This is a genomic window from Rhodococcus sp. SJ-2, from assembly GCF_053750035.1.
The window spans coordinates 4755092-4781182 of the sequence record NZ_CM132340.1; the positions used below are offsets into that span (position 1 = coordinate 4755092).

24 protein-coding genes are annotated in these 26091 nt (G+C 66.5%); 17 read left to right on the forward strand and 7 right to left on the reverse strand.

What is annotated here, in order from left to right; genetic code table 11:
• The 4 genes from ACSYG9_RS22320 to ACSYG9_RS22335 all read left to right on the forward strand — a co-directional run bounded on the left by ACSYG9_RS22320 (position 1) and on the right by ACSYG9_RS22335 (position 3298).
• Positions 1-1569, forward strand: coding sequence for a glutamate synthase-related protein (locus ACSYG9_RS22320; RefSeq protein ID WP_440124532.1), 1569 nt, complete (start codon positions 1-3; stop codon positions 1567-1569).
• A 146-nt stretch (positions 1570-1715) separates the two neighbouring features.
• The gene (locus tag ACSYG9_RS22325; RefSeq protein ID WP_169691000.1) at positions 1716-2015 is read left to right on the forward strand and encodes a protease inhibitor I42 family protein; all 300 of its coding nucleotides are present in this window, start codon (positions 1716-1718) and stop codon (positions 2013-2015) included.
• 11 nt (positions 2016-2026) lie between these two features.
• Positions 2027-2497 carry a deaminase gene (locus ACSYG9_RS22330; RefSeq protein WP_440124533.1) on the forward strand — a complete coding sequence of 157 codons (471 nt, stop codon included), beginning with the start codon at positions 2027-2029 and terminating at the stop codon, positions 2495-2497.
• Positions 2498-2521: 24 nt separating this feature from the next.
• Complete coding sequence (locus ACSYG9_RS22335) at positions 2522-3298, forward strand: hypothetical protein (protein WP_440124534.1); 777 nt, start codon at positions 2522-2524, stop codon at positions 3296-3298.
• Between the two features lie 49 nt (positions 3299-3347).
• Here the strand turns inward: ACSYG9_RS22335 and ypfJ are convergent, their stop codons facing one another.
• Positions 3348-4262 carry a KPN_02809 family neutral zinc metallopeptidase gene (gene ypfJ / locus ACSYG9_RS22340; RefSeq protein WP_440124535.1) on the reverse strand — a complete coding sequence of 305 codons (915 nt, stop codon included), beginning with the start codon at positions 4260-4262 and terminating at the stop codon, positions 3348-3350.
• A gap of 139 nt (positions 4263-4401) precedes the next feature.
• On the opposite strand from ypfJ, the gene aspS reads away from it, so the two are divergent.
• Positions 4402-6195 (forward strand): aspartate--tRNA ligase, encoded by a 1794-nt coding sequence (gene aspS / locus ACSYG9_RS22345; protein ID WP_454839963.1) that lies wholly within the window; start codon positions 4402-4404, stop codon positions 6193-6195.
• Between the two features lie 416 nt (positions 6196-6611).
• Positions 6612-7775 (forward strand): phosphotransferase family protein, encoded by a 1164-nt coding sequence (locus ACSYG9_RS22350; RefSeq protein ID WP_454839965.1) that lies wholly within the window; start codon positions 6612-6614, stop codon positions 7773-7775.
• Positions 7776-7787: 12 nt separating this feature from the next.
• Here ACSYG9_RS22350 and ACSYG9_RS22355 read toward each other — a convergent pair whose 3' ends face one another.
• Positions 7788-9413 carry an alkaline phosphatase D family protein gene (locus ACSYG9_RS22355; RefSeq protein ID WP_454839967.1) on the reverse strand — a complete coding sequence of 542 codons (1626 nt, stop codon included), beginning with the start codon at positions 9411-9413 and terminating at the stop codon, positions 7788-7790.
• 197 nt (positions 9414-9610) lie between these two features.
• Between ACSYG9_RS22355 and ACSYG9_RS22360 the strand changes: the two genes are divergently transcribed.
• The 5 genes from ACSYG9_RS22360 (at position 9611) to ACSYG9_RS22380 (ending at position 16807) form a co-directional block, all read left to right on the forward strand.
• On the forward strand, positions 9611-11023 hold the full coding sequence (locus ACSYG9_RS22360; RefSeq protein ID WP_440124539.1) for an AAA family ATPase: 1413 nt from the start codon (positions 9611-9613) through the stop codon (positions 11021-11023).
• 121 nt (positions 11024-11144) lie between these two features.
• The gene (gene alaS, locus ACSYG9_RS22365) at positions 11145-13811 is read left to right on the forward strand and encodes an alanine--tRNA ligase (RefSeq protein WP_454843022.1); all 2667 of its coding nucleotides are present in this window, start codon (positions 11145-11147) and stop codon (positions 13809-13811) included.
• Positions 13811-14332, forward strand: a complete 522-nt coding sequence (gene ruvX, locus ACSYG9_RS22370; RefSeq protein WP_440127767.1) for a Holliday junction resolvase RuvX — start codon at positions 13811-13813, stop codon at positions 14330-14332. Before alaS ends, ruvX begins: the two co-directional genes overlap by 1 nt.
• A complete protein-coding gene (locus ACSYG9_RS22375; RefSeq protein ID WP_454839969.1) occupies positions 14329-15981 on the forward strand; it encodes an endolytic transglycosylase MltG in 1653 nt (550 codons plus the stop codon). The genes ruvX and ACSYG9_RS22375 overlap by 4 nt, the downstream gene beginning before the upstream one ends.
• A complete protein-coding gene (locus ACSYG9_RS22380) occupies positions 15971-16807 on the forward strand; it encodes a shikimate dehydrogenase (RefSeq protein ID WP_454839971.1) in 837 nt (278 codons plus the stop codon). Before ACSYG9_RS22375 ends, ACSYG9_RS22380 begins: the two co-directional genes overlap by 11 nt.
• 75 nt (positions 16808-16882) lie before the next feature.
• On the opposite strand, the gene ACSYG9_RS22385 is transcribed toward ACSYG9_RS22380, so the two are convergent.
• The gene (locus ACSYG9_RS22385; RefSeq protein ID WP_454839973.1) at positions 16883-17245 is read right to left on the reverse strand and encodes a DUF1622 domain-containing protein; all 363 of its coding nucleotides are present in this window, start codon (positions 17243-17245) and stop codon (positions 16883-16885) included.
• Positions 17246-17390: 145 nt separating this feature from the next.
• Here ACSYG9_RS22385 and ACSYG9_RS22390 point away from each other — a divergent pair, with 145 nt between their 5' ends.
• The 5 genes from ACSYG9_RS22390 to aroB all read left to right on the forward strand — a co-directional run bounded on the left by ACSYG9_RS22390 (position 17391) and on the right by aroB (position 22279).
• Positions 17391-18038 carry a prepilin peptidase gene (locus ACSYG9_RS22390; RefSeq protein WP_454839975.1) on the forward strand — a complete coding sequence of 216 codons (648 nt, stop codon included), beginning with the start codon at positions 17391-17393 and terminating at the stop codon, positions 18036-18038.
• 93 nt (positions 18039-18131) lie between these two features.
• The gene (locus ACSYG9_RS22395) at positions 18132-19280 is read left to right on the forward strand and encodes an RNA-guided endonuclease InsQ/TnpB family protein (RefSeq protein WP_454839977.1); all 1149 of its coding nucleotides are present in this window, start codon (positions 18132-18134) and stop codon (positions 19278-19280) included.
• A 139-nt stretch (positions 19281-19419) separates the two neighbouring features.
• Entirely contained in the window at positions 19420-20607 is a 1188-nt protein-coding gene (gene aroC, locus ACSYG9_RS22400) for a chorismate synthase (RefSeq protein WP_440124548.1), read from the forward strand.
• A gap of 5 nt (positions 20608-20612) precedes the next feature.
• Positions 20613-21173, forward strand: a complete 561-nt coding sequence (locus ACSYG9_RS22405; protein WP_440124549.1) for a shikimate kinase — start codon at positions 20613-20615, stop codon at positions 21171-21173.
• Positions 21170-22279 (forward strand): 3-dehydroquinate synthase, encoded by a 1110-nt coding sequence (gene aroB, locus ACSYG9_RS22410; RefSeq protein ID WP_440124550.1) that lies wholly within the window; start codon positions 21170-21172, stop codon positions 22277-22279. Before ACSYG9_RS22405 ends, aroB begins: the two co-directional genes overlap by 4 nt.
• 4 nt (positions 22280-22283) lie before the next feature.
• Here aroB and ACSYG9_RS22415 read toward each other — a convergent pair whose 3' ends face one another.
• The 4 genes from ACSYG9_RS22415 to ACSYG9_RS22430 all read right to left on the reverse strand — a co-directional run bounded on the left by ACSYG9_RS22415 (position 22284) and on the right by ACSYG9_RS22430 (position 24881).
• Positions 22284-22877, reverse strand: a complete 594-nt coding sequence (locus tag ACSYG9_RS22415) for a TIGR03086 family metal-binding protein (protein ID WP_454839980.1) — start codon at positions 22875-22877, stop codon at positions 22284-22286.
• 63 nt (positions 22878-22940) lie between these two features.
• The gene (locus ACSYG9_RS22420) at positions 22941-23777 is read right to left on the reverse strand and encodes an alpha/beta fold hydrolase (protein ID WP_454839981.1); all 837 of its coding nucleotides are present in this window, start codon (positions 23775-23777) and stop codon (positions 22941-22943) included.
• Positions 23774-24202 (reverse strand): helix-turn-helix domain-containing protein, encoded by a 429-nt coding sequence (locus ACSYG9_RS22425; protein WP_454839983.1) that lies wholly within the window; start codon positions 24200-24202, stop codon positions 23774-23776. The genes ACSYG9_RS22420 and ACSYG9_RS22425 overlap by 4 nt, the downstream gene beginning before the upstream one ends.
• 73 nt (positions 24203-24275) lie before the next feature.
• Positions 24276-24881: a B-4DMT family transporter gene (locus ACSYG9_RS22430; protein WP_454839984.1), complete on the reverse strand. Its 606-nt coding sequence runs from the start codon at positions 24879-24881 to the stop codon at positions 24276-24278.
• Between the two features lie 75 nt (positions 24882-24956).
• Between ACSYG9_RS22430 and ACSYG9_RS22435 the strand changes: the two genes are divergently transcribed.
• Positions 24957-26057: a M24 family metallopeptidase gene (locus ACSYG9_RS22435; RefSeq protein ID WP_454839986.1), complete on the forward strand. Its 1101-nt coding sequence runs from the start codon at positions 24957-24959 to the stop codon at positions 26055-26057.
• Positions 26058-26091 lie beyond the last annotated feature (34 nt).

Here is a 26091-nt window from a genome sequence, read left to right on the forward strand (position 1 = left end):
ATGGACTGGCGGAAGACTCTCGGAATCCCCGCTGCCGCGGTGGCCGCGGTGGCGTCGTACGACCTGCTGCAGCGAAAACACTCGCTGCTGCGCAACTTTCCTGTAATCGGGCATGCCCGCTACTTCATCGAGGCCATCGGCCCCGAACTGAGGCAGTACATCGTTGCCGGAAACGACGAGGAACGCCCGTTCACCCGGGACCAGCGCCGGTGGATCTATGCATCGGCGAAGCAGGAGAACAACACCTTCGGTTTCGGCACCGACAACGACATCGAGCGCACCGACGGATACACCGTCATCAAACACCGCACCTTCTCCCAGGTTCCGCCGTCCGCCGCACCGCACAGTGACGAGGACGTGGCGATTCCCTCCGCGAAGGTCCTGGGCGGACCACGCGGTCGTGCGAAGGCGTTCCGCCCCGGTTCGGTGGTCAACATCTCGGCGATGAGCTTCGGCTCGTTGTCGGCGGCTGCGGTGGTCGCGATGAACAAGGGCGCGGCGGCCGCGGGGTGCCTCCACAACACGGGTGAAGGAGGCCTGTCGCCGTATCACCACAACGGCGCAGATCTTGTCTTCCAGATCGGCACCGCCTACTTCGGATGTCGCGACGCCGAAGGGCGATTCGACCTGGACAGGCTTGTTGCGCTCACCGAGTCGGCGCCGGTCAAGGCGCTCGAGATCAAGCTGAGTCAGGGCGCGAAACCCGGGCTCGGGGGCCTGCTGCCCGGAGCAAAGGTCACGGCGGAGATCGCCGGGATCCGCGGCGTACCGGTGGGGCGCGATGTCGTGAGTCCGTCGAGGCACACCGCGTTCCACGATGTCGATACCATGCTCGATTTCGTCGAACTCCTCGCCGAGAGAACCGGGCTGCCCGTGGGAATCAAGGCTGCAGTCGGCGATCCGAGATTCTGGCAGGTCCTCATCGACCGGATGCGCAGCGGCGACCGCGGAGTCGACTTCGTGACGATCGACGGAGGGGAAGGTGGTACGGGCGCTGCGCCGCTGGTATTCGCGGACACCGTCTCCCTCCCGTTCCGCAGTGGCTTCGCCCGTGTCTATCGGCAGTTTGCAGACGCAGGCCTTGCCGAGCGGGTCACCTTCATCGGGTCGGGGAAACTCGGTCTCCCCGACAACGCCGTCGCGGCCATGGCTCTCGGATGCGACATGCTCAACGTCGCGCGCGAACCGATGTTCGCAGTCGGCTGTATCCAGGCCCAGAAGTGTCATACCGACACCTGTCCGACCGGCGTTGCATCGCAGAAGCCCTGGCTGCAACGCGGATTGGACGTTCCGTCGAAAGCGGACCGGGTGGAGCAGTATCTGCGTGCATTACGTCGCGACCTGCTGAAGGTGTCGCAGGCGTGTGGCGTGCCGCACCCGAGCCTGATCACCTCCGACGATGTCGAGATCGCCGACGGCAACCGACGCTCTGTGACACTGACCGAGCTGTACGGCTACCGGGAAGGATGGGGCCTACCGGGTCCTACCGATCAGGAGGAGATCACTCGCATCATGACGGCGACTGCGCTCGGCGACACCGGATCCACCGGAACTGCGACTCGGTACTGATGGTGGCTGTCCCGCGCTTTCAGCGCAGCCGAAGTGGGCAGCAGCGTGAGGGTGCGGGGGGCGGATGACGACTTCGACCGCGAGGGCGGTGCTCCCGACCGCTGATAGTGGTGGTCTGTATCACATTATCGCCGTACCCTGGATCCATGAAGCACATCACCACTGGTCCACGCGATTTGACGGTCGATGTGGGGGACACCATCGAACTGCACCTGCCGGAGAACACCTCCCGCGACTACTGCTGGTCCACGACCCGAATCGGGAAAGGGCTCAACCTACGCGACATCAGGTTCGTTCCCTCGAACAATCCGCTGCCCGGAGCCACGAGTGAACGGGTGTTCTACCTCCGCGCGAAGCGGCCGGGCACGTGGCCGCTGTCGTTGCGGATGCGCAGGCACATGGACCTGTCTGCGGCACTCGCCGACATGACCGTCACGGTGACCTGAGGCTTCGCAGAATGGGGATCGACGCGTACGCGCTCCTCGACGTCGCACGCGCAGAGGCCGAGGTGGGGCTTTCCGAAGGCGGCATACCGATCGGAGCCGCGCTGTTCGACTCCGAGGGCACACTGCTCGGTCGGGGGCGCAACAGACGCGTCCAAGATGGCGATCCGACGATCCACGCAGAGACCGCGGCGTTTCGCGCGGCCGGTCGCCGTCGCGACTACAGGTCGACAATCATGGTCACGACGCTCTCGCCGTGCTGGTATTGCAGTGGTCTGGTGCGTCAGTTCGGCATCGGGTCCGTCATCGTCGGGGAGGCGGTCACGTTCTGCGGCGGCCACGGGTGGCTCGTCGACTGCGGAGTCTCGGTCACGGTGCTGGACGACCCCCGCTGCGTGGCGATGATGACCCGCTTCATCGACAACTCACCAGAACTGTGGGATGAAGATATCGGCATCGCACCGTCGTCCGATCCCCTAACCTGAACAGGAGCTACGGGTGGGGGGAATGTGTCGTCGGCGAGTCGAATTCGTAAGTCGACCTGGGTCGGTATCGGGGCACTGGTGTCGATCTCCTGTGCGTCGCCGGGCGAGCACCTGGACCGCCTGCCGGCCGACCAACTTGTGTTCAGCGTCGGCGCCGGTGGCCACGGATGGCTCCCGTTCGTGGTCCAGGCGCTTCACTCTCCGGTGATCTCGGTTTACGGCGATGGCCGGGTGGTCTACACCGAACGAACCGAACCTCTCATGATGGCCCCACCTGAATACCTGGTGGCTCAGGCAGATCCGGACGATGTGGCCCGGTTCGCGGCGGATATCGAGGATCTGTACCTCATCGATCTGGGCACCGATGTCGGAAGTCCCGGAGTGACCGATCAGGCGACGACCACCGTCGCCTTTCATGGATACGGTGACGCCTCGGAATTGCGTGTCTACGCATTCGGTACCCGGTTCGAGCAGGATCTGTCACCGGCCGCACTCGAGAATCGCGCAGCATTGCGAGACGTGATTTCGGAGGCCTGGGACTTGGCCCAGGGTGAGGCCGAACCTTTCGTGCCCGAAACCGTGCACGTCCATGAACCGCAGGCGGGGGCCGCTCCGGACGGCGTTGTTCCGTCGTGGCCGGGCCCTCACCCCGCCACGTTCAGGACGGACGATCCGGGATTACCCGGAGTGATCACCGGGGACGCCGCCGGTCTCGTCTACACCGCGGCGCGTGAGAATCCGGATTCGTGGTGGAGGGTCGACGACGAGGTGGTACGGCTCATCGTCGATCCCGTCCCGTGAGTGGCAGCAGGGGCGTGGTGTGCGACTCGCCCGGGTGCAGATCCAGCGCTCATCGCAACGCGGGCGGAGCGTCCAGATCGGACGCGGAGTAGGTGTCGCACGCTGCGATCCGGCCCGTGTTGTATCCCGCGATGAACCACTTCTGGCGCTGCTCGGACGAGCCGTGGGTCCACGCTTCCGGGTTGACACGGCCCGTTGCAGCGGACTGGATACGGTCGTCGCCGACCGCAGAGGCGGCCGAGAGCGCATCCCGGATATCGGTGTCGTTCAGCGGCGCCAGGAACGGAATACCTGTGTCCGGGTCGGGGAGGGTGTCCGCGTAGTGCGCCCACACCCCGGCATAGCAATCGGCCTGGAGTTCGGTGCGCACCGCGCCCGACTCCGGTCCGCGGGGATCCGTCTGTGCGCGACCGAGGTCTCCCAGCTGATTTTGCAGGTGATGGCCTACTTCGTGCGCAACCACGTATTCCTGGGCGAGGGGCCCGCCGCTCGACCCGAACTGGGTCACGAGCTGCTCGAAGAAGCTGGTGTCGAAATACGCCGTCCGATCCGCGGGGCAGTAGAACGGGCCGATGTCGCTGGTGGCGTTGCCGCATCCGGTCGAAGTCGCCGCGGTGAACAATTCGACTTCGGGCATCTGGTATGCAATGCCTGTCTGAGCGGCGAGTTGCTGCTCCCACACGGTATCGAGGGATTCGACAGTGAAGGCGACGCGGCAGTCGACGCTCGAGTTCGCGTCGCCGCCGGTTTCGCATCCCTCGAGGGTTCCCCCGGCGCTGTACGGGTCGGGTTGGTCCGCGACACCCGATCCGAGCAGTGACGTCGGGTCGCCGCCGAACAGCAGCGCCAGGATCAGCACGATGAGGCCACCCGCGCCGCCCCCCAGCGCGATCTTGCCACCGCGGCCGCCTCCACCGACACGAACCCGGTTCGGATCGCGTCGTGCGCCCTCGTTGAACGTCATTGCATCCGCCTTGTCGTCGAGCCACTCGAGCCGCACAAGTCTGGCACGGCCGTTTCGGCACGTGTGTGCTCGGCCGGTTCGTGTCTTTCGTAGGATTGCAGCGACGAACCCCGTCGATGATCGTTTCGAAAGGAATTCCGTGCTGCGCACCCATCTCGCCGGCTCGTTGCGAGCCGAGCACGCCGAGCAAACCGTCACCCTCACCGGTTGGGTTGCCCGGCGCCGCGACCACGGCGGGGTCATCTTCATCGACCTGCGCGACGCCTCCGGTGTGTCCCAGGTGGTTTTCCGTGACGCAAAGGTGCTCGAGCAGGCGCACAAGCTGCGCGCCGAATACTGCGTGAAGGTGACCGGAGTCGTCGAGATCCGGCCCGAAGGAAACCAGAACTTCGAGATCCCGACGGGTGCGGTGGAGGTCAATGCCGTCGAACTCGAGGTGCTGGGTGAGGCGGCGCCGCTGCCGTTCCAGCTCGACGACCAGGCCGGTGAAGAGGCCCGACTCAAGTACCGTTACCTGGACCTGCGCAGGGAGGGGCCCGGCAAGGCCATTCGCCTCCGGAGCAAGGTCAACGCTGCAGCTCGCTCGGTGCTTGCCCATCACGAGTTCGTCGAGGTCGAGACCCCGACGCTGACTCGCTCGACGCCCGAGGGTGCCCGCGACTTCCTGGTGCCTGCGCGTCTGCAGCCCGGCAACTTCTACGCGCTGCCGCAGTCGCCGCAGCTGTTCAAGCAGTTGCTCATGGCAGGTGGCATCGAGCGGTACTACCAGATCGCGCGTTGCTATCGAGACGAGGACTTCCGCGCCGACCGGCAGCCGGAGTTCACCCAGCTCGATATCGAGATGGCGTTCGTGAACCAGGACGACGTGATCCTGCTTGCCGAAGAGGTGCTGCACGCGTTGTGGCGTCTGGTCGGATACGAGCTCGCGACCCCGATCCCGCGCATGACCTACGCCGACGCCATGCGACGTTTCGGCAGCGACAAGCCGGACCTGCGCTTCGGCATCGAACTCGTCGAGTGCAAAGAGTTCTTCAAGGACACTACTTTCCGCGTATTCCAGGCGGAGTACGTCGGTGCGGTCGTCATGCCGGGCGGTGCTTCGCAGCCGCGTCGTCAGCTGGACGCATGGCAGGAATGGGCCAAGCAGCGCGGCGCCAAGGGTCTTGCGTACGTGCTCGTGGGCGAGGACGGCGAGCTCACCGGCCCCGTCGCGAAGAACCTCACCGACACCGAGCGGGCCGGGTTGGCCGCGCATGTGGGTGCCGTCCCCGGCGACTGCATCTTCTTTGCCGCCGGTGCGACCAAGCCGATGCGCGCCCTGCTGGGTGCGGCGCGCGGCGAGATCGCCCGCAAGCTCGACCTCATCGACCCGAAGGCGTGGGCCTTCGTGTGGGTGGTCGACGCTCCCATGTTCGAGCCGGCAGCCGATGCGACCGCATCGGGTGACGTCGCTCTCGGTTCGTCTGCCTGGACGGCAGTACACCACGCCTTCACCTCACCGAAGCCGGAGTTCCTCGACACGTTCGACACCGATCCGGGTACGGCGTTGGCCTACGCCTACGACATCGTTTGCAACGGCAACGAGATCGGTGGCGGCTCGATTCGTATCCACCGGCCCGACATCCAGGAACGCGTGTTCAAGGTGATGGGAATTCCTGAGGAGGAAGCGAACGAGAAGTTCGGCTTCCTGCTCGAGGCGTTCAAATACGGTGCGCCGCCGCACGGAGGTATCGCCTTCGGCTGGGACCGGATCACCGCGCTGCTTGCCGGTGTGGACTCGATCCGCGAGGTCATCGCGTTCCCCAAGTCGGGTGGGGGAGTCGACCCGCTCACCGACGCACCCGGCCCGATCAGCGCCGAGCAGCGCAAGGAATCCGGTATGGACTTCAAGTCCGACGACGTGAAGGACACCGCAGCGGTCACCGCGCAGTAGAGACACCGCGGCGGCCACGGGGCAGAGGGTTCGCCGACTGCCGGAAGAGGGACAGCCGCGGAAACCCTGCCCACATCGACGGGGCGCGTTCATCCAGGTGAGCTCGCCCCGTTCGTCGGTCCTGCACTCTGGATTTCGGACGGTACGGAAGAGCTTCATATGCCGAATCGATAGCCGTGGTAGTTCTCATTCACGAAAATGCCTCCTCGGTTCGCGCTTCCGAGAAGAACTTTCGAAGCGGTCATAAGGCTTGGGTGCGGATTGTCCGTTTCGGTGAAACGCGTCGATGATCAGGCGCAACCCGGACCGTGGAGTAGTGCGGCGTCGCTGGTTCGGTCGAAATGGACCTTGGTCCCGAGTCGGTGGGGGATTCCGCACGCCCTGTCGGAGGCCGCGACGATGTAGATTGTTCGGTGATGACCGCAACATTGGCAGACCCCGTTTCGGAGGTAGTGCAAGCGGCGGAGACGCTGCTCACTCGTCGCACCGGCGCCCCGGTTACGCTCGCGGATCCTGTGGATCTCGGCGGCAGCGGCCGCTCGGTGGTTCTTCGCGTACGAGTCGCTGCCAACCCCTTCTCTCTGCCCCGCACCCTCGTCCTGAAGCAGGTGCCGCCGACTCGCGGCGCCGGCCACGTCGACCTCCGGGGTGCCACGACGGACGAGGAGGTTGCCTTCCTCCGCGAAGCTGTGTCGTACCAGTTCGCGACCGCGCTCGCCAAGGACCATCGACCTGGAGCGGAACTCCTCGCCTACGATTTCGAGACCCGGCTGCTGGTGCTCAGCGACCTCGGCGATGCCACCCCGCTGGCGACGCTGCTGCGCAGTGGCGACACCGATACCGTCGGAAATACGCTCATGGCGCTCGCGCAGGCTCTCGGTCGCATGCATGCCGCGACCGTCGGCCGTGAGGAAGATTTCTCGGCGTTGCTCCGCAGAGCCGGGGTCGTATCCGTCGGCGATGCGGTGGCCGAACAGGCCATCGACGCGGTCCGGGGCGTGCCCGAACTACTCGCCACGGACTTCGGGCTCACCGTTCCCCAGTCGGTACTCGACCGCGCGGAGCGCGCTGCGAAGCTGTTCACCGGGGGACGGTTCCGTGCGTTCAGTCCGTCGGATCTGTGCCCCGACAACATCGTCGTCGGCGACGACGGGGTGCAGTTTCTCGATTACGAATGGGGCGGGTTCCGCGACGCGACGCTCGACATCGCGTATGCGCTCACCTCGTTCCCATTGTGCCTGTGTGCAGCGCCCCTGACCTCCGAGCGGGTGCGGGCCATGGCGGATGCCTGGCGCGCCGAGGTGGTGGGCATGTGGCCGCAACTTGCCTACGACGAAGTTCTCGCCGAGCGTCTCCTCGACGCCCAGCTCGCCTGCGTCTGGTTGAGCACCCACCTGTTCCTGCCCGAGGAGCACGCCCGCATCGCGTCGGTGCGCACCCACCAACTGTCGGTGGCGCGGCTTCGCGCGTTGAGTTCGAGGTGGTCGTTGCTCGCGGACTTCGCAAGCGATACCGGCCACGACGATGTTGCGGCGCACGCGCGCGAGATTCTCGAGAACCTGGGGCACGTGGAGCCCTGACGTCGTCGGTCCTCACAATGGCGGTGCGGGCTCCGTGCTCGCGCTGTCCGCAGCCACTCGTAGTCCCGCCGCCCGTGTGACGCCGGTGTGGGGATCGGAAAGGTCGTGCAGGTGGAACCAGTCCATCTGGATCGCCTCGGGGGTGACGTCGAGCACTCCGTAGCCGTGGGAGTCGAGTTCGACGTACTCGATGTGGTGATTGGTGGTCCGGATGGCGGATTCGATCGCGGGGCCGACCGTCCGCGGCGGAACCCCGAGCAACTCGTCGATATTCGCTGACGTCACCGAGGGCACCACGAATTCGGTTGCCACCTTTCCCGCGTTCGGATACGCGGCGGCGTCGACGGGGACGGCTGCGCCCCAAGACGTGTGGATGTCTCCGGTGAGGAACACGACATTGCGACGACCTGCCGCGGTGATCGCGTCGAGCAGTCGTCGGCGATCGGAGGGATAACCGTCCCACTGGTCGGCGTTGTACGGGATGCCGTTCGACGGCACACCGAGAAGCTCGGTCAGCGCGCCTGTCGCCTGAGGGTCCAAGGGCGGGAACAGCACCGGTGCAATCATCACCGAGTTCCCCACCAGCTGCCACTTCGTCTGCGAGCTCGTCAGCCCCGCGGTCAACCACGCCATCTGTTCCGGCCCCGTGATCGTGCGCGTGTCGTCGTCGACGGTGCGCCACTGCGCCCCGGGGCGGACCTGCTCACTCCGGTAGCTGCGCAGGTCGAGCATGGACAGTTCGGCGAGGTCCCCGAACTGAAGCCGCCGGTAGAGGCGGGTGCCGTCCATACGGACCGGCATCCACTCCGAGTAGGCCCTGACCGAGGCGGCCTTGCGCGTGGCCCAATCGCCCTCGGTCGCTGGATCATGATTCTCCGCACCGCCCGCGTAGGCGTTGTTGGCCGATTCGTGGTCGTCCCACACGACGATCCACGGCACGGTCTCGTGGAGGGCCTGCAGATCGGAGTCGGTCTTGTACTGCCCGTGTCGGATCCGGTAGTCGGCCAGGGTCACGATCTCGTTGGCCGGGGCATGGGTCCTGGCGTCGGTGCCTGCGACAGGAAACCTGCCCGCCGCGTACTCGTACAGATAATCGCCGAGATGCAGGATCGCGAACAGATCGTCGCGGGCTGCGAGATGCCGATACGCACCGAAGAAGCCGCCCTCCCAGTTCGAGCACGACACCACCCCGAAGCGCAGATGATCCGTCGGTGTGCCAGGGGCGGGCGCGGTGCGGGTGCGCCCCGTCGGCGACACGACATCTCCGACGACGAAACGGTAGTGATACTCGGTTGCGGCGGCGAGTCCGGTCGTGTCGATCTTGACGGTGTGATCCGATGCGGCGGACGCGGTGACCGTCCCGGTCGCGTCGATCGACTCGAAGTTCGTGTTGCGGGAGAGTTCCCACCGCACTGTTGTCTCGGGTCCGAGTCCAGAACCGGGTGTCGCCTCAGGCGACGGGGTCACCCGCGTCCACAGGATCACCGCGTCCGGGAGCGGATCTCCGGAGGCGACGCCGTGGCGGAACACCGACGGTGACGCCGATGCCGCGCTCCCGGTGGCGGCGAGTGCGGCAGCGCCGGCGGCGCCGACTCCGGAGCGCAGGAATGTGCGGCGGGACAATCGCGTAGAGATCACGCACCGATCCGAACACAGTTCTGGACGGGTGTTCGACGAACGAGCAGGATGCCCGCCAAGATTTCACCGAGTGTTCGGATTTCACCGAGCGTTCGTCGTCCGGGAACCGATATCCGAGTGCACGGCATACTCGCTCGCTGTGAGGAGATCGACCGCACATTCGCTCGAAGGGCGGTGGCGCTTGTAGCGTCGTCGGCGTGAGTGATCTCTTCGGGGCGAACGACCCGTCGGCCGAACCGGACGCCTTGTTCGAAGCGCCGCGCGAATCGGAGCCGGATCCCGAACCGTCGATCCGGCGTACCCCGGTCGGCCCGACCGGGCCGAACGCACCGCTGGCGGCACGGATGCGCCCGGCGAACCTCGACGAGGTCCTCGGGCAGCAGCACCTGCTAGAGCCGGGCGCGCCGCTGCGGCGACTCGTCGAGGGGTCAGGTGCCGCTTCCGTCGTCCTCTACGGGCCTCCGGGAACCGGCAAGACCACCCTTGCGTCGCTCATCTCCGGTGCCACGGGTCGACGCTTCGAAGCGTTGTCCGCGCTGTCCGCAGGTGTGAAGGACGTCCGCGCCGTGATCGACCTCGCTCGCCGTCGGCTCACCCATGGCGAGCAGACGGTGCTGTTCATCGACGAGGTCCACCGGTTCTCCAAAACCCAGCAGGACGCACTGCTCGCCGCGGTGGAGAACCGGATCGTCCTGCTGGTGGCGGCCACGACCGAGAATCCGTCCTTCTCCGTCGTCGCACCTCTGCTGTCGCGGTCGCTGGTACTCCAATTGCAGCCCCTCGGCCCGGACGACATCCGGGCGTTGCTCGAACGGGCCCGCACGGACCCGCGGGGGCTCGCAGGGACGGTCGCGATCACCGACGAGGCGCTCGATCACCTCGTCCGGCTCGCGGGCGGCGATGCTCGCCGCGCCCTGACGGCGTTGGAAGCCTCCGCCGAAACGGCGCTCGACCGCGCGGGTGACACCGACGCAGTCATCGACCTGCCGACCGTCGAATCCAGCATCGACAAGGCCGCGGTCCGGTACGACCGCGACGGTGACCAGCACTACGACGTCGCCAGTGCCTTCATCAAGTCACTGCGCGGCTCCGACGTCGATGCCGCATTGCACTATCTCGCGCGGATGATCGTGGCTGGGGAGGACCCGAGGTTCATCGCCCGGCGCCTGATGATCCAGGCCAGCGAGGAGGTCGGTATGGCCGACCCCACCGCGCTCCAGGCGGCGGTCGCCGCGGCACAGGTGGTCCAGCAGGTCGGTATGCCGGAGGCTCAGCTCGCCCTCGCGCAGGCCACCATCCACATCGCCACCGCACCGAAGTCCGGATCGGTGACCGCCGCGCTGTTCGCTGCCATCGGCGATGTGAAGGCAGGGAAGGCCGGACCCGTGCCGAATCACCTGCGTGACGGTCACTACCAGGGCGCGCAGAAGCTCGGGAACGCCATCGGGTACCGGTATCCGCACGACCACCCGGACGGTGTCCTCTCACAGCAGTACCCGCCCGACGAGCTCGTGGGCGTCGACTACTACGAGCCGACGGGCCGCGGAGTCGAGCGTGATCTGTCGTCCCGGGTGCCGAAGTTGCGTCGGATCGTACGCGGACCGCGGTAGCCGCCGCGGTCCTGATAATCCGTTCGCGAGGGCGCGATAAGCTGAAAGGCGGCCGATCGACTGGATCGTCCGCCCCATGCCGGGCAGCTCCGCCACCGTCAGACCACAAAGGACCATCGACGTGCAGACCCACGAGATCCGCAGGCGCTTTCTCGACCACTTCGTGAAGGCAGGCCACACCGAAGTGCCGAGTGCCTCGCTGATCCTGGCCGATCCGAACCTGCTGTTCGTCAACGCAGGCATGGTCCCCTTCGTGCCGTTCTTCCTCGGGCAGCAGACCCCGCCCTACTCGCGGGCCACTTCGGTGCAGAAGTGTGTGCGCACCCTCGATATCGAGGAGGTGGGGATCACCACCCGGCACAACACCTTTTTCCAGATGGCCGGCAACTTCTCGTTCGGCGACTACTTCAAGGAAGACGCCATCACACACGCGTGGTCGCTGCTCACCGATTCCGTCGGCGAGGGCGGATACGGCATCGATCCGGAAAAGCTCTGGGCCACGGTCTACCTCGACGACGATGAAGCGTACTCGATCTGGCACGACAAGATCGGTGTCCCGGCCGAACGGATTCAGCGTCGCGGCATGAAGGACAACTACTGGTCGATGGGTATCCCCGGCCCGTGCGGCCCGTGCTCGGAGATCTTCTACGATCGCGGGCCCGACTACGGCGTCGAAGGCGGCCCGGAGGCCGACGAGGACCGCTACATCGAGATCTGGAACCTCGTGTTCATGCAGAACGAGCGTGGCGAGGGCTCCAGCAAGGAAGACTTCGAGATCCTCGGCCCGCTGCCGAAGAAGAACATCGATACGGGTATGGGCGTCGAGCGTGTTGCCTTCCTGCTGCAAGGTGTCGAGAACGTCTACGAGACGGACCTGTTGCGGCCGGTCATCGACAAGGCTCAGGAACTGACCGGAAGCCGTTACGGCGCCGACCACAGTTCCGACGTGCGATTCCGTGTGATCGCCGACCACGCGCGCACCGCTGCGATGCTCATCGTCGACGGCGTCAACCCCGGCAACGACGGCCGCGGCTACGTTCTGCGCCGACTGCTGCGCCGCATCGTCCGATCGGCTCGTCTGCTCGGCGCCGAGCAGCCCACGATGGCCGAGTTCATGGCTGTCGTCCGCGACACGATGGCCCCGTCGTACCCCGAGTTGGCCACCGACTTCGCGCGCATCGAGACCGTGGCTGTCGGCGAGGAGACGGCGTTCCTCAAGACCCTCGGTACCGGCAGCAAACTGTTCGAAGGTGCCGTCGAGTCGGTGAAGGCGCAGGGCAAGACCGTGCTCGGCGGTTCCGAGGCCTTCGCATTGCACGACACCTACGGGTTCCCGATCGACCTGACCCTCGAGATGGCGTCCGAAGCAGGACTCACCGTCGACGAGGACGGCTTCCGGTCGCTCATGGCCGAGCAACGGCAGCGCGCGAAGGACGATGCCCGCGCGCGCAAGCACGCTCACGCCGACCTGACGATCTACAAGGAACTGCTCGACCGCGGCCCCACCGAGTTCACCGGCTTCAACGAACTCGTGTCGGAGGCGCACGTTCTGGCCGTCATCACCGGAGGTGAGCGCCTGCACGCCGCGAGCGCCGGCCAGGACGTCGAACTGATCCTGGACCGCAGCCCGCTGTATGCCGAATCCGGCGGTCAGATCGCCGATGTGGGCACCATCACCGCAACCGGTCTGCGCGTGAAGGTCAACGACGTGCAGAAGATCGCCAAGCAGTTGTGGGTGCACAAGGTCAAAGTGCTCGAGGGTCAGGTCGTCGAAGGCGACGCTGTTCTCGTTCAGGTCGATCCGGAATGGCGTAAGGGTGCCACGCAGGGGCACTCGGGCACCCACCTGGTGCACGCGGCGCTGCGGGAGGTCCTCGGCCCGAACGCCGTGCAGGCCGGTTCGCTCAACAAGCCCGGATACCTGCGTTTCGACTTCTCGTGGCCGGGAGCGCTGTCCGAACAGCAGAAGCAGGACATCGAAACCGTCACCAACGAGGCTGTCGCTGCGAACTACCCGGTCAACACGTTCGTCACCGATCTGGACAAGGCCAAGAAGATGGGCGCGATGGCGCTTTTCGGTGAGAATTACGGCGACGAAGTGCGTGTCGTGGAGATGGGCGGGCCGTTCTCGATGGAACTGTGCGGCGGCACGCACGTGCAGCACTCGTCGCACGTCGGCACGGTCACACTGCTTGGAGAACAGTCCGTCGGCTCGGGCGTGCGCCGGGTGGAGGCCTACGTCGGCCTCGACTCCTACCGGCACCTGGCGAAGGAACGCGCGTTGCTCGCGGGCCTGTCGTCGACCCTCAAGGTGCCCTCCGAAGAGGTTCCTGGACGAGTCGAGTCGCTTCTCGAACGACTCAAGGTCGCCGAGAAGGAACTCGAGAAGACCCGTGCCGCGAACGTGGCCGCGGCAGCAGGTTCGTTCGCCGACAAAGCGGAACGCATCGGTGATGTGCTCGTCGTCGCGGGCCGAGCACCGGAAGGTGTATCCGGCGCTGCCCTGCGCACCCTGGTGTCGGACATCCGCGGGCGGCTCGGCAGCGACCCGGCCGTGGTGCTGCTGCTCGGCAGCGCCGATGGCAAGGTGCCGTTCGTCGTGGCAACCAACGACGCTGCGCGGGACAAGGGCATCAAAGCCGGCGACCTCGTGTCGAGCTTCGGCCCGGCGATCGGTGGTCGCGGGGGCGGAAAACCCGACATGGCCCAGGGCCAGGGCTCGGACGCATCGGGTATCGATGCGGCGCTCGACGCGTTCCGTGGCCGAGCGCGCGAGCTGGCCGGCTGATCGTGGCCGAGCTACCCGGCCCTGATCGTCCCGGTTCGGATGATCCGGGCCGGGGCCGTCGTATCGCCATCGATGTCGGCAGTGTGCGGATCGGAGTGGCGTCATGCGACCCCGACTGTATCCTCGCCACCCCGGTCGAGACTGTGCCGAGGTCCAAGGAGCGCGGCCCCGACGCGCCCGATATCCGGCGCATTGTCCAGATTGTTATGGAATACGAGGCGGTTGAGGTTATCGTCGGGCTGCCGCAGACCCTGCGCGGCGAGCCGGGGAAGGCCGCGAAGCTGGCGAGTTCGTTCGCACGTCGACTTCGTCGGGAGATTCCCGAGGTTCCCGTTCGGATGGCCGATGAACGCTTCACCACGGTCACTGCGGCGCGTGCGCTTCGCGACAGTGGAGTCAGCGCGCGCGGCGCGCGGCCCGTGATCGACCAGGCCGCGGCCGTCGCCATCTTGCAAGGTTGGTTGGACGAGCGGAGTGCAGCATTGAACGTGGCAGACGGGGACCAGGGGAGCGGCCGGTGAGCCGGGACGGACGGTACGGCGACGACACTCCCGATACTCGGCATGGCGGTATGTTCAGCGACCCCTACGCCGGAACCTACGACACCGCAGGTCGCTACACCCCGCCTGGCCCCGACCCGGCGCCGCGGCGCGAAGAATACGGCCAGAACCGACCCGCTGACGGTCGGCACCCGGACGACGATCCGACCAACATCCTGCATTTCGATGAGGGCGTGTTCGACGGCCCCCCGCCGCACCGACAAGCGGGGTTCGAGGACGAACGCGGAGGGGCTCGTCACGACGACGAGTACGTCGGTGGCTACTCATACGCCCAACGTCGAGAAGACGATTATTACGACGGCGCAGAGTACGACGAGCCCGGTGTATTCGATCGGACCGAGACCATCGCCGCAATACCTGTCCACGACGACATGGATGCCGATTCGTGGGACGACGAGCGCGCAGCCCCGGCCGTCGTCGGCGCCACGACGGAGCAGCGCGCCGAGTCCAGCGCATCGGCAAAGCGTCGCAGGCGAGGTAAGGTAGTCGGCTCCCTGGCCGCTGTGCTGCTTCTCATCGTGGTGGTGGGAGGGGGCTACTTCGCCTACGACCGATTCATGGGCCCGGGGTTGCCGCCCGATTTCGCCGGTCCTCCCGGGCCGGTCGCCATCGTGCAGGTCCATGCGGGCGAAACCGCGACGGAGATCAGCAGTGAAGTCGCTGACAAAGGCGTGACCGCCAGTGCGGGCGCGTTCTACAACGCTGCGGTGCAGAACGCAGGTATGAACGCTGTGCACCCCGGCTTCTATGCAATCCCCACCAATATCTCCGGTGTCGACGCAGTCACCGCCTTCGTCTCCCCGGAGAGCCGGGTGGGCGCGCTCGTGATCTCGGAAGGCCGCCAGCTTCACGACATCCGAGACGTCAACACCGGCGCCGTTCGCAAGGGCATCTACACCCTCATCGCAGAAGCAAGCTGCTACGACGATGCCGGTGTCACACAATGCCTGACCTACGAGGAACTCGTCGCAGCCGGCGCCAGCGCCGATCTGGACGCGCTCGGGGTCCCGGCATGGGCGCGCGACGCCGTTGCGCAGGTGCCGGATCGTGAGCGTCAGCTCGAAGGCCTCATCGCTGCGGGTAGCTGGGATTTCGACCCTTCGGCCGAGCCCGGAGAGGTATTGCGGACACTCGTGACCGGCAGCGCCGCACGATACGACGAGACGGGAATCTCTGCCGCTGCGCCGAAGGTGGGCCTGACCCCGTACGAATTGCTCGTCGCCGCGTCCCTGGTCGAGCGTGAAGCCATGCCCGACGATTTCGCGCGGGTCGCACGGGTGATCCTCAACCGCCTCGAGATCGACCAGATGCTGCAGTTCGACTCGACGGTCAACTATGCGCTCGATGAGACCGAACTCGCGACCACCGATGCGGACCGTGCACGCGTGACGCCGTGGAACACCTATGCGAGCGTAGGTCTGCCTGCTACCCCGATTTCGTCGCCGAGCATCGGTGCCTTGCAGGCCGTGGAGAACCCGGAACCGGGCGAGTGGACCTACTTCGTCACGATCGACGACCAGGGAACCACCCTGTTCGCCGACACCTATGAGGAACACCTCGTCAATACCCAGTTGGCTCTCGAAAGCGGAATTCTCGACAGTGGCAGATGACAACACGAACACGGTCCGGAAGGCGGCCGTACTCGGCAGCCCGATCGGGCATTCGAAGTCTCCGCTGCTGCACCTCGCCGCATATCGGGCGCTCGGACTTGTCGACTGGACCTATGAGCGCATCGAATGCACAGCTGAGCAGCTACCGGACCTCGTGTCCGGACTCGGTGACGAATGGGTCGGTCTGTCCGTCACCATGCCGGGTAAGTTCGCCGCACTCGAACTCGCGACGGAACGCACGGAGCGTGCCATCGTGATCGGTTCGGCGAATACGCTTGTCCGCACCGACGGTGGCTGGCGCGCCGACTGCACCGATATCGACGGTGTCAGTGGTGCGCTCGGAACCATCGGAGTGACCGATCTGACGGGCCGTTCCGCTGTGGTAGTCGGTAACGGCGGCACCTCCCGTCCCGCTATCGCCGGCCTCGCAGACCTGGGTGTCCGCGAGGTGACCATCGTGGCGCGCTCGGAGCAGCGTGCAGCCGAAACCTTCGACTGCGCCGAGTCCGTGGGGGTCACGCCGCGGTGGGTGTCGTTCGACGATCCGGCGCTCGGTGAGGTGTGTGCGGCGTCAGGCGCACTGGTCTCGACGGTGCCCGCCGCGGCGGCAGCGTCATACGCCGATGTGCTGGCGCGGGCGCCGTTCATTCTCGACGCGATCTACGACCCGTGGCCGACTCCGCTCGGTGCGGCCGCGCGCTCGCGCGGCAGTGTCGTCGTGTCCGGCCTGTCGATGCTGCTGCATCAGGCATTCGGTCAGGTGGAACAGTTCACGGGTCGTCCCGCGCCGAAGGAAGCGATGGCCGCGGCCCTCGGGCTCTCCTAGCGAATCGGAAAGATTTCCGAGACCGGTTGTCCGCGCATCCATCAGCTGTGGCGAACCGCCGACATCGGAATGCGCTCAGCCCGCGGTAGCGGCGGGGTCCGTTTCTTTCTGCCACGGCCATCGACCTTCGATCTCGAGTTGAAGAGACCAGCTCAGGAAGGTCCGGATGAGTACGATGATCGCGAGCACGCCGACCGAAGTGAACGTGGGCGTCACCGCGACGGTCTTGATGATGTCGGCCGCGACCAGGAACTCGAGTCCGAGCAGGATCGACCGACCGAGATTTCGGCGGTACGGCTCGTAGATCTTCGCGCCGGTCCGGCGTCGCCACGAATCCAGCGCGATCCACGTGGACACTGCCGCGCCGAGAACGATGCATGCGACCCCGACGACATCGATCGCGGAGCCCACGTGCTCGAGTAGCTCTGCCACCTGCATCAGTGACGCTCCCTCCTACCCCGGACGACCGACCTGCCCATGCTTACACGCCGAGTTGTCCACAGGAGGCACATCGATCCACAGATCGGGCGATTCCGGTGCCGGCGTCTCCCATGGCCTTCGTGGTCGGGCGATGCTGTGACGCGTGATCCCCACCGTCGTGACTCCCGTAATCCCGTTCCTCGGAGCGGTGGTGATGGCGCTGATCGGAGCGGTGGTGGGCGTGAGTGTGCGGACGCTCACGACGCGACTGTCCGGAGCCGAGCCGTGGCGCGGCGCATGCGAGATCGCGTGCGCCACCGGCGGCGCCCTCGCCACCGCGGCGACGTGGCCTGCGGCGGCTGCGCTCGCATTGTTGATGTGGTGGTGCGTGAGCTGCAGTGGGGTCGATCTGCTGGTGCGACGGCTTCCCAACGTGCTCACCCTCGGTGGGGGACTGGCGGTCGTGTCGATCGGGGCCTGTGCGGGACACGGACGCGCCGCGGTCGTCGGCGCGGCCCTGCTGACCGGGGTGATGCTCACCGCACATCTGCTGTCCCCACGCTCGTTGGGGGCCGGCGATGTCAAACTCGCGATCGGATTAGGCGCCGCCGCGGGGGTCGCCGGAGCGCAGGCCTGGATGATCGCGCTGCTGCTCCCGCCGTTGCTGACCGCCGTCGTCGGGTCGGTTGTCCTTCTGTGCCGGCGTCTCGGCCGGGTCTCGTCGGGTGAGCGATCGTCCGGGTCGACGGTGGTGCCGCACGGTCCGTCGATGTGTGTCGCGACGATGCTGGCAGTGCTGTCCGCCGGTTGACCGCACTGTCTTCGGCGCAAGTCCGGTCGTTCACGGCCGGGACAGCCGATCCCTCGAGCGGTGTGTGTCGGTGGTCGCTTGTACGGTGCGGGCGTGCAACTCAGATACCAGTACCGCGTCTACCCGACGCCTGGCCAGCAGGACATGCTGGCCCGGTCGTTCGGATGCGCGCGGGTGGTGTTCAACGATGCGTTGCGCGCCCGGCAGGACGCGTATGCGGCCGGGGTGAAGATCTCGGACACCGCCGTGCAGAAACGGGTGGTCACCGAGGCGAAGAAGACTCCGCAGCGGGTGTGGCTGTCCGAGGTGGCGTCGGTGGTGTTGGTCCAAGCCTGTCAGGACGCGCGTCGCGCGTATCGGAATTGGTTCGAGTCGCTGTCCGGGAAGCGCAAGGGTCGCAGGGTGGGGGCTCCGCGGTTCCGGTCTCGCAAGGGCACTCGGCAGTCGATCCGGCTGACCCGGAACGGGTTCGGTATCCGAGGCAACCAGAGGCTGTATATCGCGAAGGTGGGCGAGCTGAAAGTCGCCTGGTCAGGGGAGTTGCCGTCGGAACCGTCGAGTGTGTCGATCATCAAGGATGCGGCGGGCCGCTATTTCGTGTCGTTCGTGGTGGAGACCACCGACGAGCCGCTCTCGGAGTGCGACACCGAGGTGGGGATCGACCTCGGGCTCGCCACGGTCGCGGTGCTCTCGGACGGGAAGGTCATCGAGTCCCCGAGGTTCTTCCGACGCGCCGAACGCAGACTCCGCAGGGCGCAGCAGAATCTGTCTCGCAAGGAGAAGGGCAGCAAGAACCGGGCAAAGGCCCGCCTCGAGGTCGTCAGAGCTCACGCGAGGGTGGCCGATGCCCGCAGCGAGTGGGCGCACACACACTCCACGATGATCGTCCGCGAGAATCAAGTGGTGTTCGTCGAGGATCTGTGCGTGAAGGGTGTGGCACGGACGCGGTTGGCGAAGTCGGTGCACGATGCCGGGTGGGGCATGTTCACCCGGTTGTTGGAGGAGAAGGCCGCCCGGTATGGGCGGGTGTTGGTGAAGGTGGATCGGTGGTTTCCGTCGTCGCAGCTGTGCTCGGCGTGCGGGCGGGTCGACGGATCGAAGCCGTTGTCGGTGCGGGAGTGGACCTGTCGGGGGTGTGGTGTGGTCCACGATCGCGATGTCAATGCAGCACGAAATATCCTCGCCGCTGGACGGGCGGAGGGGCGAAACGCCTGTGGAGAGATGGTAGGTCTTCCTGCTTAGCGGGGAGCGTGGCTCGATGAAACAGGAACCCACCGAGGTGGCGTGTAGCGCTGCGGTAGGAATCCCGGTTGTTCTCGGCCGGGAGGACGTCAACAGGGTGGCGTCACAGCTCGCCCGGTGACCATGGAAGGATGGACGCGTGCTGCGCTGGATAACTGCCGGAGAATCCCATGGTCCCGCCCTCGTCGCGATGCTCGAGGGCATGGTTGCTGGTGTCGAGGTGACATCGAACGACATCTCGGAGCAGCTTGCGCGGCGACGACTCGGTTACGGACGTGGCGCGCGCATGAAGTTCGAGGCCGACAAGGTCACCATCATCGGAGGTGTCCGGCACGGACGCACACTCGGTGGCCCCGTCGCCGTTGAGATCGGCAACACCGAGTGGCCCAAGTGGGAGACCATCATGGCTGCCGATCCGGTCGACCCGGAACTGCTCGCCGGGCAGGCGCGCAACGCCCCGCTGACCCGTCCCCGCCCCGGTCACGCCGACTATTCGGGCATGCTCAAGTACGGATTCGACGACGCACGCCCAGTGCTCGAACGCGCGAGCGCGCGTGAGACCGCGGCGCGCGTCGCCGCCGGAACAGTGGCCCGCAACTTCCTGCGCCAGGTGTTCGGGGCCGAAGTCGTCTCGCACGTCATCTCGATCGGAGCCTCTGATCCGTATGTGGGCCCGGGGCCGTCGGCTGCAGACCTCGGGGCGATCGACGCGAGTCCCGTTCGCGCCTTCGACAAGGCGGCGGAAGAGTCGATGATCAACGAGATCGAGGCAGCCAAGCGCGACGGCGACACTCTCGGCGGTGTTGTCGAGGTCGTGGTGCATGGTCTGCCGGTGGGTCTCGGCTCGTTCGTCAGTGGCGCCGAGCGTCTCGATGCACGCCTCGCCGCTGCCTTGATGGGTATTCAAGCGATCAAGGGCGTCGAAGTCGGTGACGGCTTCGAAACCGCGCGTCGCCGCGGCAGCGCTGCCCACGACGAGATGGTGCCGGGGCCGGATGGGGTGGTCCGATCGACGAACCGCGCCGGTGGTCTCGAAGGTGGCATGACCAACGGTGAGGCGCTGCGCGTTCGTGCGGCGATGAAGCCGATCTCGACGGTGCCGCGTGCGTTGTCCACGATCGACATGAGCACAGGTGAAGAAGCCGTCGCGATCCACCAGCGCTCGGACGTGTGCGCGGTGCCGGCAGCGGGTGTGGTAGCCGAAGCGATGGTGGCACTCGTCGTCGCCCAGGCAGCGCTCGAGAAGTTCGGTGGCGACTCGCTTGCCGAGACAGTGAGCAACGTCGACCATTACGTGAAGGGGATCGCGGCGCGCCCGCCGCGGTGACAGCCATGGTGCCGCGTGCAGTCCTGATCGGACCCCCGGGGGCCGGGAAATCCACCATCGGGCGACGGGTCGCCCAGGCGCTCGATGTGCCGTTGCTCGACACCGATGTCGAGATCGAGCGCGTTACGGGACGGACGATTCCCGAGATCTTCACCGAGGACGGAGAACCGGAGTTCCGCCGGATCGAGGAGCAGGTCGTCGCATCGGCTCTTGCCTCGCACGACGGGGTGGTGTCACTCGGTGGGGGGGCGATCCTGTCGGATCGGACCCGTGAGCTGCTGGCAGGACACACGGTGGTCTACCTCGAACTCAGTGTCGCGGAAGGCTTGCGCCGGACCGGGACGAACACCACCCGGCCTCTGCTCAACGGCGGGGATCCTGCGCAGAAGTACCGCGATCTGATGCGGAGGCGGCGGCCGCTCTACCGGAAGTCGGCGACGATCCGGGTGCGCACCGATGGCCGCAGCCCAGGTCGCGTCGTCCAGCAGGTGCTCGCCAAACTCGATTCGGCGCAGGAGAACTCGAACATCATGACCAGCGAAGAGAATCGGAGCAGCACACCGTGACCGAACCGGTACGCATCGACGTCGAAACCTCCCAGCCTTACCCGGTTGTCATCGGACGTGGACTGCTCGGCGATGTCGTCGAGACCCTCGCGGGCACTCGCACTGTCGCGATCTTCCATCAGCCGACGTTGGCCGCCACCGCGGAAGCGGTGCGGGAAGCGCTTGCGGAGACAGGGATCGACGCGCATCGCATCGAGATCCCGGATGCCGAGGACGGCAAGGAACTCGCCGTTGCCGGTTTCTGCTGGGAGGTGCTCGGAAAAATCGGCCTCACGCGTTCGGATGCGATCGTCGGCCTCGGCGGTGGCGCCGCCACCGACCTCGCGGGTTTCGTGGCCGCAACCTGGATGCGCGGTGTGAGGGTTTACCACATTCCGACGACGCTGCTCGCCATGGTCGATGCGGCTGTGGGCGGTAAGACCGGCATCAACACCGAGGCGGGCAAGAATCTTGTGGGGTCGTTCCACGAGCCGTCGGCGGTGTTCGTCGACCTCGCGACCCTCGAGACGGTACCGCGCAATGAGATCATCGCGGGGCTGGCCGAGGTCATCAAGACCGGATTCATCGCCGATCCGGTGATCCTCGAATTGATCGAGGAGAATCCGGAGGTCGCACTCGACCCGGCCGGGGCCGTCCTGCCCGAGTTGATTCGACGGTCGGTCGAGGTCAAAGCGAAGGTTGTGGCGGCAGATCTCAAGGAATCGAGTCTGCGCGAGATTCTCAACTATGGCCACACACTCGGTCACGCCATCGAACGACGCGAGCGGTACAAGTGGCGCCATGGCGCGGCGGTGTCGGTCGGTCTGGTGTTCGCCGCGGAGTTGGGCAGGCTCGCGGGGCGTCTCGACGACGCTACTGCCGAGCGGCACCGCGTAATCCTCGAATCGGTGGGTCTGCCCACGACGTATGCGTCGGATGCGTTCGGTGATCTGCTTGCGGGCATGCAGACCGACAAGAAGAACCGCGCAGGCCTGCTGCGGTTCGTGGTGCTCGACGGACTTGCGAAGCCGGGTCGGCTCGAGGGTCCGGATCCGTCGCTGCTGGCCGCCGCCTATTCCGAGGTGGCTCGGCAGGGCACGGCCGACGCAGGCACAGTTCTGCTGTAGTTCGTCAGCTTCCGTCAGGCGACCACGCCGGGTCGCGGCCGGTGAGTCCGATCAACCGATCGAGATCCGAGGCGCGATCCGCAACAGGTACCGCAGGACCGAACAGGCCACCGGCGTCGCGCTGCTCGTCGGTGATCGACTCGGCGAAGGCTGTGCACGCGGCGATCTCGAACGGCGTGCACGAGTACGAGCGGCCCGTGGCGACGGCGAGATCCCAGCCGTGTACGACGAGTTCGTCGAGTGCGACGAGTCCCGCGATGTAGCCGGGTAGGTCGAGGCCGCCGGCTCGGGTGGGGCCCGACCACGCGGCAGGGTCCCGCCATGCCTGCCGGAGCGCGTCGAGACGCTCGCGACCGAGTGCCCGCCAGTCGGTGGGGAGCTCGTCCGTGCCGGGCGACGGCGTGCTGTCGGTAAGAGCACCGAAATCCTTACGTGCGGCGGCCTCGAACGCGAGGGACAGGCCCAGCACGTGGTCGACGAGAACCCGGACCGGCATTCCGTCGCATGGAGTAGGCCGATCCAGGTGATCGTCGTCGATGTTCTCGAGGACATCGGCCATCCGGTCCGCGGCAGGGGACAGGTCGAGCATTTCGGACATGGTCTCTCCTCGGTCAGCGGTTCTGGCTGTACTGACTACGGGCAAGTGCGAAACTGAGCGCGGTCAGGGCTCCTGCAGGAATTCGAGAATCGTGTCGGTCTGGCCGAGGATCGCGTGTCCGACACCGGACAGGACGTGTACGCGTGCGGTGGGCAGGGCGCGTTCGAGTCGTGTCGCGGTGTCGGCGGAGTCGAACATGAGGTCGCGGTCGCCGACGAGGGCGAGCACCGGTACACGGATGCCGGCCAGCGCAGCGTCGTCGAAAATCGGGAGTCGCTCGGTGCGGGGCCGGAAGGTCGAGAAGGTGGCGAGGATCTCGTCGACGACGGGATCGTTCGGGTCGAGTCCGGTCATCCGCGCAGCGGACCGGCGTCGACCCGATTGCCCGAACAGACTCAGCGCTGCGGTCAGCGCCACGCGTCCGGTGGTTTGCCGTCCGATTCCGCCCGGGCACAGCAGTGCCAGCCGGGCGACCCGCTCCGGTCGGCGGAGGGTGTAGTCGAGCGCGCTCCACCCGCCGAGCGACATTCCTATCAGCGCGGTTGCGGCGAGGCCGAGTCCGTCGAGGACATCGTCGAGCCACAGAGAGACATCCTCGGTGTCGAGGCGGGGGCGGGACGGGGCACTCAGGCCGGGCTCGCCGACCATGTCGACCGCGAACACACGGAAACTCCTGGACCAGGACGCAATATCTTCCCGCCATGTCGACGAATTCGCACCGGATCCGTGCAACAACAGCACGGGTGGTGCATCGAGGTGACCGGATGCGAGGGCGAAGGTTTCGCCTTGTCGCGTGTCGAGGCGCAGGTGCTCGGCGGGTACGGGCCACGCGCTGAGTTGTTCGCGGTAGCGCTGCATGATCCGGCGTCCACCGGCTTCGGATCGGTAGATGGTACTCACGAGTCGAGCACCGCCTCGACGGATTCGAGCAGGCGTGCGGTGTCGGCGAGGCCTCCGAGAATGACGACCTTCATGCGCCTGCGCTGTTCGTCGTAGACCGTGTCGAGGCGCAATGCCGGGCCGTCGTCGCGCTGGGCCACCGACGCTGTGAGGAGCGTGCTGAGACGATAGGCGGTGTGGGGGTCGACGGCATCGATCTCGACGATGCTCGACACTTCACTGTGCCGCTCGGTCACGGTGCGCTCGCGGAGCGGTGGTGGAGCGGAGCGGCCGGTGAACGCCTCGAGATCTTCGCGGGCGATTCGATACTGCTTGCCGATGCGCACCGCTGGGAGTTTTCCCTCGCGCACGTAGTTGCGGACGGTGCGCACATGTAGTCCTAGGCGCTCCGCCACTTGATCCACCGAATACAGCACGTCAGGCATGAAACAACCCTATCGTTCCGCATCACGCGGATCAATGGGGAACGATAGGGTTGTTCAGGGAAGGGTTGGTGCATCAGGAGTCGCGGTTGCGGCCCGGGTCGACCGCCGGGAACACCTCTGTCGGTGCCTCCTCATTGCGCCAGGCTTCCGTCGCGGCGGTATCGCGGGTCGAATCTGCCGTGGAGGCACCCTGTGCGGCCATCGCGTGCTCGCGCTCCGGACGGTTCGAATGTTCGGACCAGTCGTCGTCTGCCGGCTTGTCGTGCCGGACCAGGTACCGTCCGACTCCGACCGCGACCATCGCCGGGAGGAACACCAGCAGCACGGTGAATGCGGCACCGGAAGTCAGTTCGAAGAACAGCGACTTCACCCCCACCGGAATCGCGGTGATGGTGTCGACCAGCCAGGTGACGAAGCCGCCGGCGAGGCCGGTGACCGCGCCTGCGGCGAGCCACCGCATCGTCAGATCGTCGCCGTCGTCCGGGTCCGGGTGAGCGCGACGGTCGCGAATCCCGTCGAGACCGGCCCATGCCACCGCCGCAAGAATGACCACGACCAGTCCGGCCCACCGCAGGACCGAACCCTGCAGGGGCCACTGGATCAGTGCGGCACCGAGCAGGACACGCACGACGACGTGGACCACGGCGAGCCCGAGCCCGCGAAGTAACCAGGAGTTCATGTACCCGAGGGTAACGCCTGCCGCAGCAGAAGTGTGGCAGGGCCCACATTCCCTCTGCGCGGTAGGTTGACCACCATGTCTGCCGATCATGTTTCCCGCCGCGCGGCGCTGCGCGGCCTCCTGGCCGAACGTGGCCTCGACGCCATGCTGGTCACCGATCTGCTCAATATCCGGTATTTGACCGGATTCACCGGATCCAACGCAGCCCTGCTCGTGTCGACCGATGAGGACGCCGACGAGTCTCGTACCCTGATCTGCACCGACGGACGCTACCTGTCCCAGGTGGCCGAACAGGTCCCCGATCTGCGCGCCGAGATCGCCCGCGCGTCGGCAGTCCACCTGGTGGGTGCCGCAGGGCGGGGACCGAACCGGTCCTGGGGTTTCGAAAGCCATATCGTGACCGTCGACGACCGTGCCGAATGGGATGGCCTCGACGCTGCCGTCTCCTTCGTTGCCGCGCCCCGCCTCGTCGAGCAGCTGCGCATGATCAAGGACGAACACGAGATCGACCTGCTCCGGCAGGCGTGCGGTGCCGCGGATCGGGCGCTTGCCGATCTGATCGACGCCGGGGGCTTGCGGCCCGGCCGCACCGAGAAGGAGGTCGCGCGCGACCTCGAATGGCGCATGCTCGAGCACGGAGCCGACGGCATCTCATTCGAGACGATCGTCGCGGCCGGCGCCAATTCTGCGGTACCGCACCATCGCCCGACCGGTGCGATCCTCGCGTCCGGAGACTTCGTCAAATTCGACTTCGGCGCGCAGGTGGGCGGGTATCACTCCGACATGACCCGCACCTACATCCTCGACCGTGCGGCCGACTGGCAGCGGGATGTCTACGACGTGGTCCTGCGGGCCCAACGCGCAGGTCGCGAAGCTCTCGCACCGGGTATCGAGTGTGCTGCTGTGGACGCGGCGGCCCGCTCGGTCATTGCCGCGGCCGGCCACGCGCAGTTGTTCCTGCACGGTCTCGGGCACGGTGTCGGCCTCGAGATCCATGAAGCGCCGGGAATCGGTGCCGCCGCGACCGGTACACTTGTCGCCGGTGCGGCGGTGACCGTCGAGCCGGGTGTGTACTTCCCGGGGCGCGGAGGCGTGCGGATCGAGGACACGCTCGTGGTGCGCGAGCAGTCTCCGGAGCTGTTGACGCTCACCGCCAAGACATTGACCGTCGTGTAAGGGCGGTCCCCCCGACTCTAGGAGACGCGAAATA